Below are 16,292 nucleotides of genomic sequence, written 5' to 3'. Positions count from 1 at the left end.
AACCATCATGGCCCGCAAACTGAGCATGAAGATGGCGATCAACGAAGCCATCGATCAGGAAATGACCCGCGATCCGAGCGTGATCGTGCTGGGCGAGGATATCGTCGGCGGCGCAGGCGCGGACGGCGAGAAAGACGCGTGGGGCGGCGTGCTCGGCGTGACGAAGGGACTGTACGCGAAGCACGGCGACCGGCTGCTCGACACGCCGCTGTCCGAATCCGCGTACGTCGGCGCGGCGATCGGCGCGGCGGCGTGCGGCATGCGGCCGATCGCGGAGCTGATGTTCATCGACTTCATGGGCGTGTGCTTCGACCAGATCTTCAATCAGGCCGCCAAGTTCCGCTACATGTTCGGCGGCAAGGCGGAGACGCCCGTCGTGATCCGCGCGATGGTCGGCGCGGGCTTTCGCGCGGCGGCGCAGCACAGCCAGATGCTGACGCCGATCTTCACGCATATTCCCGGCCTCAAGGTCGTGTGCCCGTCGACGCCGTACGACACGAAGGGCCTCTTGATCCAGGCGATTCGCGACAACGATCCCGTCATCTTCTGCGAGCACAAGAACCTGTACGGCTTCGAGGGCGAAGTGCCGGAGAACTCGTACGCGATTCCGTTCGGCGAAGCGAACATCGTGCGGGACGGCAAGGATGTGTCGATCGTCACGTACGGGCTGATGGTGCATCGCGCGCTCGAAGCGGCGTCGATGCTCGCGAAGGAGGGCATCGAAGCGGAAGTCGTCGATCTGCGCACGCTGTCGCCGCTCGACATGGACACCGTGCTCGAAACGGTGGAGAACACGGGGCGGCTCGTCGTCGTGGATGAAGCGAATCCGCGTTGCAACATCGCCACCGACATTTCCGCGCAGGTCGCGCAACAGGCGTTCGGCGCGCTGAAGGCGGGCATCGAAATGGTCACGCCGCCGCATACGCCGGTGCCGTTCTCGCCGACGCTCGAAGACCTGTACATTCCGAGCGCCGCGCAGATTGCCGACGCCGCCCGCAAGACCCTGAAAGGAGGCAAGCACTGATGAGCGCAATCACTCCAATCGTGATGCCCAAATGGGGCTTGTCGATGAAGGAAGGCACGGTGAACGAGTGGCTCGTGGAAGAGGGCGCGCAGATCACCGTCGGCATGCCGATTCTCGACGTGGAAACCGACAAGATCGCCAACGCGGTCGAAGCGCCGGACGCGGGCTTGCTCCGGCGCCGCGTGGCGTCGGCGGGTGACACGCTGCCCGTCAAGGCGCTGCTCGGCGTGCTCGCGCCGGCCGAAGTGAGCGACGCGGATATCGACGCCTACGTGTCGTCGTACGTCACGCCCGCCGATGAAGAAGGCGAGGGCGAGGAAGCGGCGTCGGCGTATCACTTCGTCGATGTCGACGGCATCCGCGTGCGCTACGCGTCGCGCGGCGGCGACGATGCGAGCCGGCCCGCAGTGCTGTTCATCCACGGCTTCGGCGGCGATCTCGACAACTGGCTCTTCAATCTCGATGCGCTCGCCGACCATAACCGCGTGTTCGCGCTCGATTTGCCGGCGCACGGACAATCGACGCCGCGCCTGGCCGGCACGACGCTTCCCGAGCTGGCGCAGTTCGTCGCGCGCTTCATGGACGCGGTGAGCATCGATCGCGCGCATTTCGTCGGGCATTCGCTGGGCGGCGGGATCGCGGCGCAACTGGCCGTGGATGCGCCGGAGCGCGTGCAATCGCTCGCGCTGATCTCGCCGGCCGGTTTCGGCGATGAGATCAACAACGCGTACACGGACGGCTTCGTCAGCGCGCAGTCGCGTCGCGAGCTGAAGCCGGTCGTCGAATTGCTGTTCGCGAATCCGGAACTCGTGAGCCGCCAGATGCTCGACGATCTGCTGAAGTACAAGCGGCTCGACGGCGTCAGCGAAGCGCTGACCGCGCTCGGTGGCGCGCTGTTCGCGGGCGGCAAGCAGGGCGCGCAGCCGGGGCGCGAGGCGGCGTCGGCGGGCAAGCCGGTGCTCGTGATCTGGGGCGCGCAGGATCGCATCATTCCGGCGGCGCACGCGCAAAGCGCACCGAAAGACGCGACCGTGCGTGTTTTCGACGACGCCGGCCACATGAGCCAGATGGAAAAGGCGAATGACGTCAACGCGTTGTTGAAGGAGCATGTCAAGCGGGCCGAAGGCTGACGCCCCGTCGCGCATTTGGCCGCCGCCGCCGTTCTTCGCTACCATGCGACATAGCGTCGATGGCGGCGCGGCCAAGCATCCATCCCATGCCCTTCGAACTGCTCGACCCCGCTTCGCTTCCCGGCGATCCGCTCGACGCCGAAGAAGCGCTTCTCGCGCGCGCCGGCGCGGGCCATGCCGTCGCGCATCTGTGGTCCGCGCCGGTATCGCTGATCGTGCCGCGCAGCTATCAGCGATACGCGCCGCTCGCCGACGCCCGCGCCACCTTCGCGCAACGCGGCTGCCCCGTCTGGCTGCGATTGTCGGGCGGCGGACTAGTGCCGCAAGGTCCCGGCATCCTCAATCTGAGCCTTGCCTACCCCGTTCGCGCGACGATGGGCGCGCTCGCCGAGCCGGTCTATCTGCACCTGTGCGGCATCCTCGCCGATGCGCTCAATACGCTCGGCGTCCTCACGCACTATCAGGCCGTGGAAGGCTCGTTCTGCGACGGGCGCTTCAATCTCGCGTGGGGCCCCGGCGGCGATGCGCGCAAGATGGCAGGCACGGCGCAGTACTGGCGACGCGTGCCGCTTCGGCCCGATGAAGGCGACACGCCGCACTATGCGGTGCTCGCGCACGCGGTGCTGCTCGTGAACGCCGATCCGATCGAAATCAACGCGCGCGCCAATGCGTTCGAAGCGATGATCGGCAGCGGCCGACGCTACGAGGAACTGAAAGTCGTGACCGTGGCGCAAGCGCTCGCGTACGAATGCTTCGACATTCCCGCCGACCTGTTCGCGCGCGTGCGCGATGCGATCGCCGCGCGCGTGGCGGGTGCGGCGTTGCCCGAGGGAAGCTGAGGTTCAACCCGCATCGAGGTGGCCATGCCGCTCAGACGTGCATCGAACGGCTTCTTTTTTGCGTTGTGGGTGGCCATCTGCGCCGCCGCGCCCGAGTTTCTTTGGCAAGGCCTGTTCTCTCTCTTCGGACATTTTTCGCTCACCGATGCCGCCGCCGCGCTGCTGATCGGCGCGATCCTCGCGTTTTTCGTCGATCCGGTGCTCGAGCGCGTGCGCGGCCTCGCCTCGGATGCCGCGCATGAACGCGCAGCCAAATCGCCGGCGTTCGCCGCCTGTGAGGCGCTGAGCTTCGCGTTCGTCGCGGTGTGCGTGCACGAGGCGATCACCGTGTATGTCGCCGCGAGCCATTCGAACGAGCAGGCGAGCGAGAACCTCGCGAAAGCCGTGGCGCTCGCGCTGCAATGGGCGGCGCTGCCGTTCGTCATCACGATAGCGTGGCTCGCGGCGCGCGGTCCGGCGTGGATCGCGTGGCCGTCGGCGATATTCGCGGTCGTCGTCGGGCTGCTATGCGGCGTCATGTTCGAGTGGGAAGCGCGCGTGCTCGTCACGAGCTTCATCCCCGCGATGCTGATCCTGCTCGCTGGCTGCGTGATCGTTCGGCAACAGTGGGATGCGTCGACGTTCGAACGCTGCGCCCGCGCGACCGGCGTGATCGCGCTGACGTGGCTCGTGCTCACAGGCTTGCTGCAGACGGCGCTGTGGCTCGCGCACGTCCAGGCGTTTCGCGTCTACGAGAGAGCGGAGTTCTGGAGCGATCTGCGGTTTTACATCGGCTGGGTGATCGGGCTGCTCGTCGCACCGGGACTCGTCGCCCCGGTGCATCCGCGTTCGCGTCCCGCCAACGATCCGCGTCACTGACGATTGCCGCCACTCGCGCCCGGTCAACTCGACGGCGGCGGCGGCTGAATGCCGGGCGGCGGCAATGGCGGCGTGGAATACGCGCCGTTCGGCGGAGCGGTGCGCATCGGGCCGTACACCGGCACCTTGTCGCCGGCGGCGTACATGCACTGGAGATACGCGTAATCGTAACGGCGCTGCACGCCGTATCCCGATGTCTGCGCCGCGCCGACGCCGACCGCGCTGCCCGTGAGCAGCCCCGCGCCCGCGCCGATGGCCGCGCCCGATCCGCCGCCAAACGCCGCGCCCGCCGCCGCGCCGATCGCGGTGCCGACCACTGCGCTGCCGACCGCGCTGTTCGCCGCTGCCTGATCCGCGCTGACGCCGCCGACTTGCTGGAAGGCGAACTGCCTGCACGAGGCGTCGTCGGCGCGGAACTGATCGAACGTCTTGCTCGATCCGGGTAGCGCCATCACGCTGGGTCCGGTGGGCATTACCGTACACGCGGCCAGGCCGGTAAGCGAAAGAAGAATAACGAGCCTTCGATAATTCATGAAAGTGACTTTGTCATGACTGCGTTTTTTAGTTCGAAGGCGAGGGCGGCGGCTGCGCCGGCACTTCGCGCCATCCGCCGGGACATTCCTTCACATACGGGTAGTAGGTGCGCGATCCGTCGCAGTAGTACCACGAGCCGCTCGGCTGCGCGGGCGCGGCGGCGGGCTGGCCCTGCTCGACATACGTGGTCGGCGCGGCGGGCACGGCCACGACGGGCGGCGGCGGATAGTAGTAATACGGCACGGGCGCGACCGGGTAATACAGCGGCCCGCCGACCCACACTCCGACATGGCCGTATGCATGCGCGGTGGCGGCCACGCCCGCCGAGGCGAGCACCGACACCGCAACGAAAGCCTTGAGGCGATTCACGACGTTCTCCAGAAAAATTCCCGCGCCGTTGCTTCTTCGCAGGGAATTTTGGACTCCCGCTCGAACCCCGTCCGGCGCATTTTTCAACGCTATGCCAGTTGCGAAAGAATTTCAATTACATCGCGCCCGATGTTTTTTTCGGCGCGTTACCCCGTAATAATCGACAGCCAGGGTGACGGCGCTGTCGTCGGAAAACTGATTGGAGAAGGCTCGAATGAAGAATGGAATCGCGACGAAAGACCGCTTGCGAAATCGTCGATTGCAAGACCATCACGCTGCTGCAGCACCTCGCGCTCAGGCAAGCAGCGACACGGCCTTGACCTGCGCCCACACGCGCATGCCGACCGCGATCCCCAGCCGGTCCAGCGAATAGCGCGTGACGCGCGCGAGCAGCGGCGAGCCGTCGATGTCCAGCCGCACGACGGCTTGCGACGGATGCGTGTCCGCCGCGATCGCGACGACGGTCGCCGCGAGCACGTTCAGCACGCTGCTGTGCGTTTCGCCGCGCTCGCCCGTGATGAGGCTCACGTCGCGCGCCTTCACGGCGACGCGCATTGTCTGCCCGATGTCGGCCGGCGCGTGGAGCACGGTCAGCGTCGCGCGGGCGCCGGGCAGCGCGAGCGTCAAGAGCTGGTAACGTGCGTCGTGACCGGCGACGACGCCTTCGAGCACGACGGATGCATCGTCGGCAAGCGCCATCGGCAGATCGAGCCGCGCGAGCGTTTCGGTGATCGGCCCGCTTGCCATCGCGCGACCGCCGTCGAGCAGCACGAGATGATCCGCGAGCCGCGCGACTTCCTCGGGCGCGTGGCTCACGTAGAGCATCGGAATGTCGAGTTGATCGTGCAGGCGTTCGAGATACGGCAGGATTTCGAGCTTGCGCTTCTGATCGAGCGATGCGAGCGGCTCGTCGAGCAGCAACAGTCGCGGACTCGTCAAAAGCGCCCGCGCGATGCCCACGCGCTGCTTCTCGCCGCCCGACAACCCGGCCGGCATGCGATCGAGCAAATGCGCGATGCCGAGCAGGTCCGCCGCGTGCATCAGATCGACGCGGCGCATCGCGGCCGGCACGCGGTCCAGCCCGAAGCGCAGGTTCTTCATCACGCTTAAGTGCCGAAAGAGGCTCGCTTCCTGAAAGACGTAGCCGAGCGGACGCTTGTGCGTCGGCAGGAAGATGCGGCGATCGGTGTCGAGCCAGACTTCACCGTTGACGACGAGCCGTCCTTTTTTCGGCCGCGCGAGGCCCGCGAGGCAGCGCAGAACCGTCGTCTTGCCGGAACCGGAATCGCCGAAGATCGCGGTGATGCCGCGTCCCGGCAGCGTCAGGTCGAGATCGAGCGTGAAGCCGCCCTGTTCGACGACGAAGCGCGCTTCGATGGCTTTCGCCTTGTCGCGGTTCTTCGCGCCGTCGAGCGCCGCGTGGGATGAGATGAGTTCAGACATGAACGGCGGCGGGTCGGCGCGTCGAATACAACAAGAGAAGAACGGCGAACGAGAACAGCACCATGCCGCCCGCGAGCCAGTGCGCCTGCGCGTATTCGAGCGCTTCGACGTGGTCGTAGATCTGCACGGAGACCACGCGCGTGCGCCCGGGAATATTGCCGCCGATCATCAATACGACGCCGAATTCCCCGACGGTATGCGCGAAGCCGAGAATCGCCGCCGTCACGATGCCCGGCCGCGCAAGCGGCAACGCCACCGCGAAGAACGTGTCCCACGGACCCGCGCGTAAGGTCGCGGCGGCTTCGAGCGGGCGGCGGCCCATCGCTTCGAATGCGTTCTGAAGCGGCTGCACGACGAAGGGCATCGAATACAGCACCGAACCGGCGACGAGTCCCGCGAACGTGAACGGCAGCAAGCCGATGCCCGCCGCCTGCGTGAGCTTGCCGACGAAACCGTTCGGCCCCGACAGCACGAGCAGATAGAAGCCGATGACCGTCGGCGGCAGCACGAGCGGCAGCGCCACGACCGCGCCGACGACGCCCTTCCAGCGCGACGCGGTGCGCGCGAGCCACCACGCGATCGGCGTGCCGATGACGAGCAAGAGCGCCGTCGTCAGCGACGCCAGTTCGAGCGTCAGCGCGATGGCTTGAAGATCGGCGGAATCGATCGGCATGGCCGGATCAGAGCTGATAGCCGAAGGACTTGATGACCGCCGCGGCTTTCGGGCCCTTCAGATAATCGGTGAATTGCTTCGCGACCGGATTGTCCTTGCCCTTCTGAAGAATGACCGCGTCCTGCTTGATCGGCTCGTGCAGCGATGCGGGCACGATCCACGCCGAGCCGCTCGTGATCTTGCCGTTCCTGTAGATCTGCGACAGCGCGACGAAGCCGAGTTCCGCGTTGCCCGTCGCGACGAACTGCTGGGCCTGAGAGATGTTCTGCCCTTCGACGATCTTCGACGACACCGCTTGCGTCAGCCCGAGCTTGTCGAGCGCCTGCGTCGCGGCGAGGCCGTAGGGCGCGGCCTTCGGATTGGCGATGGCGAGATGCGTGAACCCGTTCTTCTTGAGCACGTCGCCGTTGGCATCGACGTAGCCGTCTTTCGCGGACCACAGCGCGAGCGCGCCCGTCGCGTAGGTGAAGCGGCTGCCCGGCACGGTCATGCCTTCGGTTTCGAGCTTGGCGGGCGTGGTGTCGTCGGCGGCGAGGAACACTTCGAAGGGCGCGCCGTTCTTGATCTGCGCATAGAACTGGCCGGTCGCGCCGTAGGACGCGACGACCTTGTTGCCCGTGTCCTTCTCGAAGTCCGCGGCGATGGCCTGCACCGGCGCGGTGAAGTTCGCCGCGACCGCGACCTGCACTTCGCCAGCAAACGCGAACGCGCACGCCAAGCCGAGCACGGCGGAAAGCATCGTGCGGATCAAACCTTTCTTCATCTGAAGCCTCGTTGTTATTGGATGGACGGCGCGACGGCCATGCGAGCACCGTAATATAGCTGAGTATATTGCGTTCGCGGGCGCCGGCTTCGTGACATGATGGATGGGAACGATCCGAGCGCGTCGTGTGAGTCGCGCTCACGCGATGAAGTTGACGATGCGAGCGGTTATCGTGGAGACTGAACGCTGATGAACACACGGCGCGTGCGAAACGTGAGCGATGCTCAAGCGACGCGCCAATGGAGACGAAAAGCATGAGCGACGCAATGAACCTGCAACGCCTGAAGCTCGCGGTCGATGGTCCTGTCGCGCGCGTGACGCTCGATCGCCCGGACGTGCGCAACGCGTTCGACGACGCGGCTATCGTCGAACTGACCGCCGCTTTCCGCGCGCTCAATGACGACGCCAGCGTGCGCGCGATCGTGCTCGCCGCGAACGGCCCCGCGTTCTGCGCGGGCGCGGACCTCAACTATATGAAGCGCATGGCGGGCTTCACGGAAGCCGAAAATCGCGCGGACGCGCTCGGCCTCGCGACCATGCTCAACACCATTTACACGAGCGCGAAGCCGGTGATCGCGCGCGTTCAGGGCGATGCCTACGCGGGCGGCATGGGCCTCGTCGCCGCGTGCGATATCGCCGTCGCCGCCGACACGGCGCAGTTCTGCCTGTCCGAAGCGAAACTCGGCCTGATGCCCGCGACGATCGCGCCATACGTGATCCGCGCGATGGGCGCGCGCGCCGCGCATCGTTACTTCGTGAGCGCCGAGCGCTTCGATGCGGCCGAGGCGTCGCGCATCGGCTTCGTGCATCAGGTCGTCGCGAGCGATGCGCTCGATCAGACCGTCGACGGCATCGCGGCGAGCATTGCGTCGAACAGTCCGAACGCGGTGCGCGAGTGCAAGCGGCTGGTGGTGGAACTCGCGGACCGCGCCATCGACGACGTGCTCATCTCCGATACGGCCGATCGCATCGCGCGCATCCGCGCATCGGACGAAGGACGCGAAGGCGTGCGCAGTTTCCTCGAGAAGCGCAAGCCGTCGTGGCTCGCGTGAATCCTCGACAGCGAGAAGCGGCGTGATTACGCTGCATCATTGCGTGAGCGCGCGGTCGTTCCGGCCGCTTTGGGCGCTGGAGGAAATCGGCGTGCCGTACGCGCTGAAAATGCTGCCGTTTCCGCCGCGCATGATGGCGCGCATTTATCTCGATGTGAATCCGCTCGGCACCGTGCCCGCCTTCGAGGACGATGCGCTTTTCATGACGGAATCGGCGGCGATCTGCCAGTATCTGGCGGCGCGGTATTCGGCGGGCGCGCTCGATGTCGCGCCGCACGAAGCAGATTTCGGGCGCTATCTCAACTTCCTGCATTTCGGCGAGGCGACGCTCACGTTTCCGCAGACGCTCGTTCTGCGCTACACGCATTTCGAGCCGCCGGAGCGCAGGCAGCCGCAAGTCGCCGAAGACTACGCGAAGTGGTTTCACGCGCGGCTGCGCACGCTCGCGCCGCTGCTCGAGCGCCAGGATTTCTTGTGCGCGGGGCGCTTCACGGCGGCGGACATTTCCGTCGGCTATGCGCTGATGCTCGCGGAACATCTAGGCTTGAGCGAGCGATTCGCCGATTCCATCGCCCGATACTGGACGCGGCTGCGCGAACGCGAAGGCTTTCGACGCGCGATGCGCGCGCAGGACGACGCGGCGCGGGCGCAAGGCGTATCGCCGGTTCCGGCGCCGGACATGCGCTGATTCCCTCCTTCAAGTCCCTCCTTCCGCGGGGCTGTCTGCTCGGCTGCGGGGCTCTACTCTGCACATCAGGCGCTGACGTTCGCGAGCGCCGATCCAGACGACGAGTTTCCTGCGAGGTGCCGGCGATGTACGTCTTTTCCTGGTTCTTATCGATGATCGTGGCGCTGGTCGCGGCCGGCACGATTGCGTTTGCGCTGCCGCGCTCCGCGGCTGAAGAACTCGACGCGGTGACCGCGCCGCAAACGATGATCGGCGCGGAGATTCATCGCGTGGGCGCGATGCTGGCGTCGTGCGCGCCTCAAGCCCATTAACGGCCGCCGGCCGAAGCGGGCGCGTTGTGCGGCGCGGGCGGTTAGTGCTTTGCGATCAACGCGTTAGGCGGTTGGCTAGACGGATATCCACAGGGTATTCCACTTTTTCTGTGGACAAGGAGGGCGCGGGCGGCGTTCATGGGGCCGATCTCAACTTCGATGAGGTCGTCGACTGAACGACCCGCACGCCACACGCACCGGACGGGAAACACGTTTCGGATCAACGCGTTGGCCCAGCGATGCTCAGGATATCCACATGCTTGCCCACTAAAATTGTGGACAACCAAGGGATTGAACGTGGGACTGCGGACGCCCTAAGCCGACAAACCACAAGCCCAAAAAAAAGCCCGCTCAGTGAGCGGGCTTGAATCCACATCGGTTGAGACATGGAGGAGACAAGAGCTAGTATAAACCCTTAGTCCACCAAGTCAAGCGTTTACCCGAAAAAATTCGAAGTCGCCCGGCAACACGCGCCGGAACCCCGTCACTGCTTCCCGAGGCCGTGATAGTAAGCCGCCAGATTCGCGATATCCGCATCCGACAAGCCCTTCGCCACCACCGACATCAACTCGTTCTGGCGCGCGCCCGACCGGAAATCGTTGAGCGACTTCACCAGATACTCCTCCGTCTGCCCCGCGAGATTCGGCGCTTCCGGCAGTTTCGAGATTCCGTCCAGCCCGTGGCACGCCTGACACTGCGCCGCCTTCGCGCGTCCCGCCTTGGCATCGCCGGCAGCGAGCGACGCGTGCGAAAGCGTCAGCAGGACGCAGGCGAGCGCGCCTGCGACCGCCGCGCGCTTCATTTCGCCCCCGAGTACGAAATGCGGTAGATCGCGCCCGCGTAGTCGTCCGAAACGAGCAGCGACCCGTCCTGCAGCACCTGCACATCGACCGGACGGCCCATGTACTCGCCGCTCTCCGTGAGCCAGCCTTCCGCGAAGATTTCGGTCTCGCCGGCCGTGCCGTCTTCCTTGATCTGCGTGTACATGACGCGCGCGCCGATCGGCTTCGTGCGGTTCCAGGAGCCGTGCTCCGCCACGAAGATGCCGCCCTGATACTTCTGCGGGAACATCTTGCCCGTATAGAACGACATGCCGAGGTCCGCTGCGTGCGCCGCGTATTCGACCTGCGGGAACACCACGCCCGCCGGCGGATTCTGATCCTTGTAGTCCGCCGTGCGCACCTTGCCGCCGCCGTACCACGGAAAGCCGAAGTTCTCGCCGGCCTTCGTCGCGTGATCCAGTTCGCCGGGCGGCGTGTCGTCGCCCATGCCGTCGACCTGGTTATCCGTGAACCAGAGCGTCTTGTCCTTCGGATTGAAGTCGAGACCGACCGAATTGCGCACGCCATGCGCATAGACTTCGCGGTTCTTGCCGTCCTGATCCATGCGGATGATGCCCGCGAGCCCGTTGCGGTCCAACTCCGCGAGCTTGTCCTTCGGCGGCACGTTCCACGGCTGCCCGAGCGCGATGTACAGCTTCTTGTCCGGTCCGACGCGGCACGCACGCGCGCCGTGGTTGAAACTCTCGAACTGCGTCGGTATCAGCTTGCCTTGCGGCACGACGACGGCCGCCGCCACGTCCGGCCCGCCCTCGCCGAAGAACTGCGCGGCGGGAAAGCCCAGCACGCGATTCTGTTCGGCAACGTAGAGCACGCCGTCGGGCGAGAAGCACACGCCGTTCGGCACCTTGAACGACACCGACGACGCAAACTGCACGACATCGCTTGCCACGCGCTGCTTCGTCCGATCCGTCACCTGCCACACGCGATTCTTCCGCGTGCCGACGAACACGACGCCCGTCGACGGCTCGATCGCCATGTGCCGCGCCTCGGGCACCACGGCGTACAGCTCGATCTTGAAGCCGGGCGGCAGCTTGATCTGCTTGAGGTTGTCGCGCAGCGCGTCGGCGGTCTTGCCGGTCTGGGGAATGGTCTCGGCTGGCTGCGTGTTGCCCGTCTGCCGGAAGTTCGACAGCGTGTTGACGTTGTCCTGCGCCGCGCGGGCGGCGGGCAGGCAGGCGAGCATCGCGCCGACGGCCAACGGCAAAAGCCTGAAAGTTGCGTTCATTCGTTGTCTCCAGTTATTGACACTTGGGAAAGCTCTTTTTTCGAACAACACGACTACTTTCGCCGAGGCTGCGGCGGTCGAGCCGACGCGTGCCTGTCCTGCCGCTGCCTGCGGTGAGAAGAATCTTAGGATACGAATCGCGCGTTGTAAGCGCTGTGCGAATCATTTTCGTCAACGCCCGGCGACGGATGCGGCCGTTATTTCCGACTGTCGATGAGACAGGCGTTCGCGCGTTCCGTGGCCGGCCGCGCAGCCGTCCTCGTTACGCGCTCATTCGGCGTGGCTACGATGCCTTCCTACACATCCGAAGGCGAGGAGCACATCATGAGCAAGTCGATCATCGCGGTCGCGGGAAGCGCGTTCGGGCACGGACATGGCTCGCTCTTGACGGGCGTGATCGGCGGGTTGGCGGGTGCCGTCGCGGGGCGATGAAGTGCAAGGGCGGCTCGACCGTCATCACGGAGTCGAGATCACGGTGCGGCTCGCCAACGGCGATCTGCGCGCGATCACCCAGGCCGACGATGGACAGATGTTCTACGCCGGCGAGCGCGTTTGCCTGCTATTGAGCGGCGGGGTGACGCGCGTGACGCTTTGATCGCGCGTCCGCGTTCCGGTGGAGATTGAATCGCTGATTAAGGAGGCCATTTGCCCAACGCTTCGGCTCGCGCGCTCGCGCGGCGGCCCATCATCGTTTTCGGCGCATTCGACCGGCACAACTTCGGCGACATCCTCTTCGCGCACGTTATCGCGCGATTGCTGCGCGAGCATCGTCCCGATGCGCAGCCGGTCTTCGCCGGCCTCGCCGCGCGCGATCTGCGCGACTGCGGCGGTCACCACGTCGTGGCGCTGGCCTCGCTCGCGGCGCGTTGGCGCGATGCGCCCGTCGGCGTCATTCACGCGGGCGGCGAAGTGCTGACCTGCGACGCCTGGGAAGCCGCCGTGATGCTCACGCGGCCCGAAGACGCGCAAGCGAGCATCGCGCGTCACGGCGCACGGGCCGACGACCGCCGCGCATGGGCACGCGCGACGCTTCATACCGACGCGCTCGCGCCGTACATCGTCGGCCGCGAGACGTTCGCGGGAGCGTCGTCGATATGCTGCAACGCCATCGGCGGCGTCATGCTCGATTCACGCGACGCCGGGTTTCGCGCCGAAGTCCTGACGAAACTCCGCTCTGCCGACTTCATCGGCGTGCGCGACATGCACACGCAAAACGCACTGCAAGCGGCCGGCGTCGCGGCGCGGCTGATGCCCGATTCGGTGTCGATCGTTGCGGAGCTATTCGATGATCGCATTCGCGCGCACGCGAGCCGCGATGCGGTCGCCAGCGTGCGGCGCGCGTTTCCGCGCGGCTACGTCGCGGTTCAATGCAGCGCGGATTTCGGCGACGACGCCACGCTCGCGCGCCTTGCGCATCAACTGGATGCGCTCGCGGCGTCGAGCGGCTTCGGCATCGCGCTGTTCCGCGCGGGCGCGGCGACGTGGCACGACGACATCGCCGTGTACGAGCGCCTCGCGGCGCGCATGCGTCATCGCGAGGTGACGGTCTTTCGTTCGCTCGACGTGTGGGACATCTGCGCGCTCATCGCGCACAGCGCGGGGTTCGGGGGCAGCAGCCTGCATGGACGCATCGTCGCGATGGCGTATGCGTTGCCGCGCGTGAACATCGTTCGTTCGGACGATACGATGCGTGTCGGCAAGCAGGCCGCGTACGCTCAGACGTGGGAGATCGAGCACATGCCGCACATGGTGCCGATCGACGACCTCGCACCGGCGATGCGCGACGCACTCGACGCGAACCGCGATGCGCTTAGGCATCGCGCGCGCGAGCTGGCGGGGATGTATCGGAAAGCGGTAGCGCCGCTCGTGGCCGAGGCGCTCGAACGATGAACGCTCAGCCGTCCGACAGCATCGTTCCCCGGCATTGCTTCGCCTGGCATCGGCAGGCATAGAGCCGTTTGAGCGCCGCCGTGCGCCGTCCTTCGACCGTCAGCTGATAGTCGATGAACAACTCCTGCCCTTTGCCGATCGGACGGATAGCGCGGATGAATACGCGCTCGCCTTCCTGCTCTGCCTCGCAATTCGGCGCGCAACTGTGATTGAGCCAGCGCGCCGAGTTTCCGCCGCGCGCGCCGTCGATCACGCGGCCATCGTCCAGTCCGAAGAAAAAGGTGTGGCCGTCTTCCGCGTTGGACTTTTCGTACGCGCGCTGCGCTTCCTTCCACGAAAGACGCTGCCCCTTGTATTCGAAGAGCATGGCGCCCGCGGGCAGATCGGCGAGGGCGAACACGCCCCGGCCATGAACGGGCGAATTGCGGACAATGGTTCGGCGCATGGTGTGGCGGGTCGCAGTATTGAGGGATTGTCGTTTGAGCGCGGGCGCGGGCATCGTTATGATGGCACGTCATCCATCGCCGTCACGCCCATGCACGCCGTATTCGTCCGAAGGAGCGCGAGCCGCAAGACACGCGAGCCGCGCAAGCTACCGAGAGGCACGCTCGCGCGCTATCGTAACCGCATCGTGGAAGTATTGGGAGAGGCGCGCGGCGAGCGTGTGATGATTCGTTCCATTCACGACGACGGCATCGAGCGGCGCACCGCAGTCAAGTGGACGAGCCTGCTTCCGCTCTCCACCGAACTCTTCTGACGCGCCCTCATTCTTCGCTCATTCTCGCGCTGCAAAATGGTTTCATCGACGAACCGGGCAGCAGCCCTCAAGGAGAACGAGATGAAGACCATTCGACATATCGCACTGGCGCTCGCACTCAGCGCGGGATTCGTGACGGTGGCAGAAGCGCATCCGTTCATCGGCGTGGGCATCGTGGGCGGGCCGCTCTTTCCGGTCGCGTCGAGCGGACAAAGCGCGCCTCCGGTGCCGGTGTATCCGCAGGCAACCGATTCAGGCCCCGCGCCGCTGCCGCTCGATGCGCCGCCGCCCGTCTATGTGCAGCCGGCTGTTGGAAACATCGCAGCGGTGATGCATGGCGTCGAAGGCGGCGCGATGACCTCGGCCAGCGCGATGTGAAAGCGCCTCACATACACGCCAAAACGATTCGTTTGCCGCTCGATGCGCGCCGGATTAGCCTGCTCTTTTGAAAGGAGCCGACGATGATCCAGCCCATCACTCCCGAAGCCATCGCGGGCGCGGTACGCGATGGCTACATGAATCGCGTGATTACGAGCGTCAACGATCACGACATCCACATCAGCGTGATGCACGCGCCTTACAAATGGCACTTCCATCCGGACTCGGACGAAACGTTCATCGTCATCGAAGGCACGCTCGTGATCGATCTCGATGACCGCGCCGTGCCGTTGCGCGCGGGGCAAATGCTTACCGTGCCCGCGGGCACGCGGCATCGCACGCGGCCGCTCGGCGCGCGTTCGGTCAATCTCACCATCGAACGAAGAGACGCGGCCATCGTGCTGTGCGACTGATCTCATTCGATCGCGAGTCACGCCGATGCCGGCCGGCAATGCTATAACTGACAAAGACTGGCCGAGGCGGCGAATCGTCGTTCGTCAGCGACGCGGGATCGCCGCTTGCTCAAGCCGTCGCTCCTCAACAGAAACGCGCGTCTCTCTCGGCGCCGACACCGACCATGACCACCCAGCTCAGTGACGAATGCAAATCGCGGCTCTTTCGCGTGACATTGGCGACGCCAGTGGAAGGCATTGCGTTCGTCATGGCCGATAGCCGCGAGGCTGCATCGCGCATCGGCAAAACGGTGATCGCGGTATTGAACAGCGTGGCCATCTACGACGTCACGCTGAAAGACGTGCATTCGTTCAGCGAGCTCGTGAGCATGGGCGCATGCGACGACGAAGACATGCGCGTGTTCGAAATCGCCCATGCCGATGCGAAAGCACCCGCCTGGGCCGATGCGCCGTATTTCCTGACCAACGATTCTTCGCTGCTCGGCAAATGGGCCGAGCTACGCGCCGACATTGCGGCGAGCGAAGCACACGCCATCATACGGCGAGCAAAGTAGGGCGATCCGGACGGAGTGTGGCGAGCCGAGCGTCGATGCGAGCGCTCGCGCTTTGATCAGGCGGCGACGCGCCTGTTTTGTCGTTCCTGCGCGTCGGCGGCGGCCGAGGCGGTATTGAGCGCGGCATCGAGAAGGGCGAGCTTGCGCTGCAGCGATGCCACGCGATGACTTTGCGAAGGCACGAGTTCGTAATCGCTATCGAGTTGCGCGACGCGCATGTCCCAGTACTTCGTGGGCAGTCGTCCCGGTTCGATGCTGCCTTCGACGAAGCACGCCAGGATCGATTCCAGATGTTTCAGCTCCCCTTCCGCGAGTTGCGCCGGTCGGCGCTGTCGTGAGTCGGGAGCGTTTGTCGCGTCAATGCTTCTCATCGTGATTCTTCCGGCTGGATTCAAGAAGCGAAGATAACAGCAAGGCTCATACCATTCGACCCTTTCCGCCCGTAAAAGATGTATCGGTTTGAAACGACCGTGCCGTAACACCCGCCACACGGGGCTGTGCACTTGTTCGCCCGTTGCGCAGTTGCTCGGGTTTTTGATCTGAGCGCAT

Annotated in this window: 21 protein-coding genes and 1 pseudogene; 13 read left to right on the top strand and 9 right to left on the bottom strand. The window is 65.4% G+C overall.

From position 1 onward, the window contains the following. The first annotated feature begins 7 nt into the window (after window positions 1–7). The 4 genes from AWB72_RS14140 to AWB72_RS14125 all read left to right on the top strand — a co-directional run bounded on the left by AWB72_RS14140 (window position 8) and on the right by AWB72_RS14125 (window position 3,851). Window positions 8–1,024 (top strand): alpha-ketoacid dehydrogenase subunit beta, encoded by a 1,017-nt coding sequence (locus tag AWB72_RS14140; RefSeq protein ID WP_040052643.1) that lies wholly within the window; start codon window positions 8–10, stop codon window positions 1,022–1,024. After that, on the top strand, window positions 1,024–2,154 hold the full coding sequence (locus AWB72_RS14135) for an acetoin dehydrogenase dihydrolipoyllysine-residue acetyltransferase subunit (protein WP_040052642.1): 1,131 nt from the start codon (window positions 1,024–1,026) through the stop codon (window positions 2,152–2,154). Before AWB72_RS14140 ends, AWB72_RS14135 begins: the two co-directional genes overlap by 1 nt. An 86-nt stretch (window positions 2,155–2,240) precedes the next feature. Continuing rightward, entirely contained in the window at window positions 2,241–2,993 is a 753-nt protein-coding gene (locus AWB72_RS14130; RefSeq protein ID WP_040052732.1) for a lipoyl protein ligase domain-containing protein, read from the top strand. Between the two features lie 24 nt (window positions 2,994–3,017). Beyond that, window positions 3,018–3,851 carry a hypothetical protein gene (locus AWB72_RS14125; RefSeq protein WP_087128124.1) on the top strand — a complete coding sequence of 278 codons (834 nt, stop codon included), beginning with the start codon at window positions 3,018–3,020 and terminating at the stop codon, window positions 3,849–3,851. A 23-nt stretch (window positions 3,852–3,874) separates the two neighbouring features. Here the strand turns inward: AWB72_RS14125 and AWB72_RS14120 are convergent, their stop codons facing one another. The 5 genes from AWB72_RS14120 to modA form a co-directional block, all read right to left on the bottom strand. Then, window positions 3,875–4,384, bottom strand: coding sequence for a glycine zipper family protein (locus AWB72_RS14120; RefSeq protein ID WP_040052640.1), 510 nt, complete (start codon window positions 4,382–4,384; stop codon window positions 3,875–3,877). A gap of 28 nt (window positions 4,385–4,412) precedes the next feature. Next, a complete protein-coding gene (locus tag AWB72_RS14115; RefSeq protein WP_040052639.1) occupies window positions 4,413–4,754 on the bottom strand; it encodes a hypothetical protein in 342 nt (113 codons plus the stop codon). Window positions 4,755–5,048: 294 nt separating this feature from the next. Further along, window positions 5,049–6,197, bottom strand: a complete 1,149-nt coding sequence (gene modC, locus AWB72_RS14110) for a molybdenum ABC transporter ATP-binding protein (RefSeq protein WP_040052638.1) — start codon at window positions 6,195–6,197, stop codon at window positions 5,049–5,051. Beyond that, window positions 6,190–6,870: a molybdate ABC transporter permease subunit gene (modB, locus tag AWB72_RS14105; RefSeq protein ID WP_040052637.1), complete on the bottom strand. Its 681-nt coding sequence runs from the start codon at window positions 6,868–6,870 to the stop codon at window positions 6,190–6,192. Before modB ends, modC begins: the two co-directional genes overlap by 8 nt. Window positions 6,871–6,877: 7 nt before the next feature. Further along, window positions 6,878–7,633 carry a molybdate ABC transporter substrate-binding protein gene (gene modA, locus AWB72_RS14100; protein WP_052450083.1) on the bottom strand — a complete coding sequence of 252 codons (756 nt, stop codon included), beginning with the start codon at window positions 7,631–7,633 and terminating at the stop codon, window positions 6,878–6,880. A 266-nt stretch (window positions 7,634–7,899) separates the two neighbouring features. On the opposite strand from modA, the gene AWB72_RS14095 reads away from it, so the two are divergent. The 3 genes from AWB72_RS14095 (at window position 7,900) to AWB72_RS14085 (ending at window position 9,684) form a co-directional block, all read left to right on the top strand. After that, on the top strand, window positions 7,900–8,685 hold the full coding sequence (locus tag AWB72_RS14095) for an enoyl-CoA hydratase/isomerase family protein (protein ID WP_040052730.1): 786 nt from the start codon (window positions 7,900–7,902) through the stop codon (window positions 8,683–8,685). 22 nt (window positions 8,686–8,707) lie between these two features. After that, complete coding sequence (locus AWB72_RS14090) at window positions 8,708–9,373, top strand: glutathione S-transferase family protein (RefSeq protein WP_040052636.1); 666 nt, start codon at window positions 8,708–8,710, stop codon at window positions 9,371–9,373. Window positions 9,374–9,498: 125 nt separating this feature from the next. Next, window positions 9,499–9,684: a hypothetical protein gene (locus AWB72_RS14085; RefSeq protein ID WP_040052635.1), complete on the top strand. Its 186-nt coding sequence runs from the start codon at window positions 9,499–9,501 to the stop codon at window positions 9,682–9,684. Between the two features lie 484 nt (window positions 9,685–10,168). Here the strand turns inward: AWB72_RS14085 and AWB72_RS14080 are convergent, their stop codons facing one another. After that, entirely contained in the window at window positions 10,169–10,486 is a 318-nt protein-coding gene (locus tag AWB72_RS14080; protein WP_084593092.1) for a c-type cytochrome, read from the bottom strand. Beyond that, window positions 10,483–11,751 (bottom strand): PQQ-dependent sugar dehydrogenase, encoded by a 1,269-nt coding sequence (locus tag AWB72_RS14075; protein ID WP_087128123.1) that lies wholly within the window; start codon window positions 11,749–11,751, stop codon window positions 10,483–10,485. Before AWB72_RS14075 ends, AWB72_RS14080 begins: the two co-directional genes overlap by 4 nt. A 342-nt stretch (window positions 11,752–12,093) precedes the next feature. Here AWB72_RS14075 and AWB72_RS14070 point away from each other — a divergent pair. Together AWB72_RS14070 and AWB72_RS14065 are read left to right on the top strand one after the other, a co-directional pair. Then, window positions 12,094–12,346: pseudogene (locus AWB72_RS14070) on the top strand (outer membrane lipoprotein); the annotation flags it as partial. A gap of 50 nt (window positions 12,347–12,396) precedes the next feature. Further along, a complete protein-coding gene (locus tag AWB72_RS14065; protein ID WP_052450082.1) occupies window positions 12,397–13,641 on the top strand; it encodes a polysaccharide pyruvyl transferase family protein in 1,245 nt (414 codons plus the stop codon). Between the two features lie 4 nt (window positions 13,642–13,645). On the opposite strand, the gene AWB72_RS14060 is transcribed toward AWB72_RS14065, so the two are convergent. Then, window positions 13,646–14,086, bottom strand: coding sequence for an SET domain-containing protein (locus AWB72_RS14060; RefSeq protein ID WP_040052633.1), 441 nt, complete (start codon window positions 14,084–14,086; stop codon window positions 13,646–13,648). 90 nt (window positions 14,087–14,176) lie between these two features. Here AWB72_RS14060 and AWB72_RS14055 point away from each other — a divergent pair, with 90 nt between their 5' ends. From AWB72_RS14055 to AWB72_RS14040, 4 genes are all read left to right on the top strand, one after another. Beyond that, a complete protein-coding gene (locus AWB72_RS14055; RefSeq protein ID WP_040052727.1) occupies window positions 14,177–14,398 on the top strand; it encodes a hypothetical protein in 222 nt (73 codons plus the stop codon). 81 nt (window positions 14,399–14,479) lie between these two features. Then, window positions 14,480–14,776 carry a hypothetical protein gene (locus AWB72_RS14050; protein ID WP_040052632.1) on the top strand — a complete coding sequence of 99 codons (297 nt, stop codon included), beginning with the start codon at window positions 14,480–14,482 and terminating at the stop codon, window positions 14,774–14,776. 83 nt (window positions 14,777–14,859) lie between these two features. Then, a complete protein-coding gene (locus tag AWB72_RS14045; RefSeq protein WP_052450081.1) occupies window positions 14,860–15,189 on the top strand; it encodes a cupin domain-containing protein in 330 nt (109 codons plus the stop codon). A gap of 164 nt (window positions 15,190–15,353) precedes the next feature. Further along, window positions 15,354–15,743: a hypothetical protein gene (locus AWB72_RS14040; protein WP_040052631.1), complete on the top strand. Its 390-nt coding sequence runs from the start codon at window positions 15,354–15,356 to the stop codon at window positions 15,741–15,743. 56 nt (window positions 15,744–15,799) lie between these two features. On the opposite strand, the gene AWB72_RS14035 is transcribed toward AWB72_RS14040, so the two are convergent. Continuing rightward, a complete protein-coding gene (locus AWB72_RS14035; protein ID WP_040052630.1) occupies window positions 15,800–16,114 on the bottom strand; it encodes a hypothetical protein in 315 nt (104 codons plus the stop codon). Window positions 16,115–16,292 lie beyond the last annotated feature (178 nt).

It is taken from the genome of Caballeronia concitans (genome assembly GCF_001544615.1).
Taxonomy (GTDB): domain Bacteria; phylum Pseudomonadota; class Gammaproteobacteria; order Burkholderiales; family Burkholderiaceae; genus Caballeronia; species Caballeronia concitans.
Note: the sequence above shows the minus strand (reverse complement) of the source record. Positions and strands in the feature narration are given on the sequence as shown.

Excerpts from the sequence above, each read along its gene's own strand:
- AWB72_RS14140 (WP_040052643.1), top strand. The coding sequence starts at position 8 with ATGGCCCGCAAACTGAGCATGAAGATGGCGATCAACGAAGCCATCGAT.
- AWB72_RS14135 (WP_040052642.1), top strand. The coding sequence starts at position 1,024 with ATGAGCGCAATCACTCCAATCGTGATGCCCAAATGGGGCTTGTCGATG.
- AWB72_RS14130 (WP_040052732.1), top strand. The coding sequence starts at position 2,241 with ATGCCCTTCGAACTGCTCGACCCCGCTTCGCTTCCCGGCGATCCGCTC.
- AWB72_RS14125 (WP_087128124.1), top strand. The coding sequence starts at position 3,018 with ATGCCGCTCAGACGTGCATCGAACGGCTTCTTTTTTGCGTTGTGGGTG.
- AWB72_RS14120 (WP_040052640.1), bottom strand. The coding sequence starts at position 4,384 with ATGAATTATCGAAGGCTCGTTATTCTTCTTTCGCTTACCGGCCTGGCC.
- modC (WP_040052638.1), bottom strand. The coding sequence starts at position 6,197 with ATGTCTGAACTCATCTCATCCCACGCGGCGCTCGACGGCGCGAAGAAC.
- modB (WP_040052637.1), bottom strand. The coding sequence starts at position 6,870 with ATGCCGATCGATTCCGCCGATCTTCAAGCCATCGCGCTGACGCTCGAA.
- modA (WP_052450083.1), bottom strand. The coding sequence starts at position 7,633 with ATGAAGAAAGGTTTGATCCGCACGATGCTTTCCGCCGTGCTCGGCTTG.
- AWB72_RS14095 (WP_040052730.1), top strand. The coding sequence starts at position 7,900 with ATGAACCTGCAACGCCTGAAGCTCGCGGTCGATGGTCCTGTCGCGCGC.
- AWB72_RS14085 (WP_040052635.1), top strand. The coding sequence starts at position 9,499 with ATGTACGTCTTTTCCTGGTTCTTATCGATGATCGTGGCGCTGGTCGCG.
- AWB72_RS14080 (WP_084593092.1), bottom strand. The coding sequence starts at position 10,486 with ATGAAGCGCGCGGCGGTCGCAGGCGCGCTCGCCTGCGTCCTGCTGACG.
- AWB72_RS14075 (WP_087128123.1), bottom strand. The coding sequence starts at position 11,751 with ATGAACGCAACTTTCAGGCTTTTGCCGTTGGCCGTCGGCGCGATGCTC.
- AWB72_RS14060 (WP_040052633.1), bottom strand. The coding sequence starts at position 14,086 with ATGCGCCGAACCATTGTCCGCAATTCGCCCGTTCATGGCCGGGGCGTG.
- AWB72_RS14055 (WP_040052727.1), top strand. The coding sequence starts at position 14,177 with ATGCACGCCGTATTCGTCCGAAGGAGCGCGAGCCGCAAGACACGCGAG.
- AWB72_RS14050 (WP_040052632.1), top strand. The coding sequence starts at position 14,480 with ATGAAGACCATTCGACATATCGCACTGGCGCTCGCACTCAGCGCGGGA.
- AWB72_RS14045 (WP_052450081.1), top strand. The coding sequence starts at position 14,860 with ATGATCCAGCCCATCACTCCCGAAGCCATCGCGGGCGCGGTACGCGAT.
- AWB72_RS14040 (WP_040052631.1), top strand. The coding sequence starts at position 15,354 with ATGACCACCCAGCTCAGTGACGAATGCAAATCGCGGCTCTTTCGCGTG.
- AWB72_RS14035 (WP_040052630.1), bottom strand. The coding sequence starts at position 16,114 with ATGAGAAGCATTGACGCGACAAACGCTCCCGACTCACGACAGCGCCGA.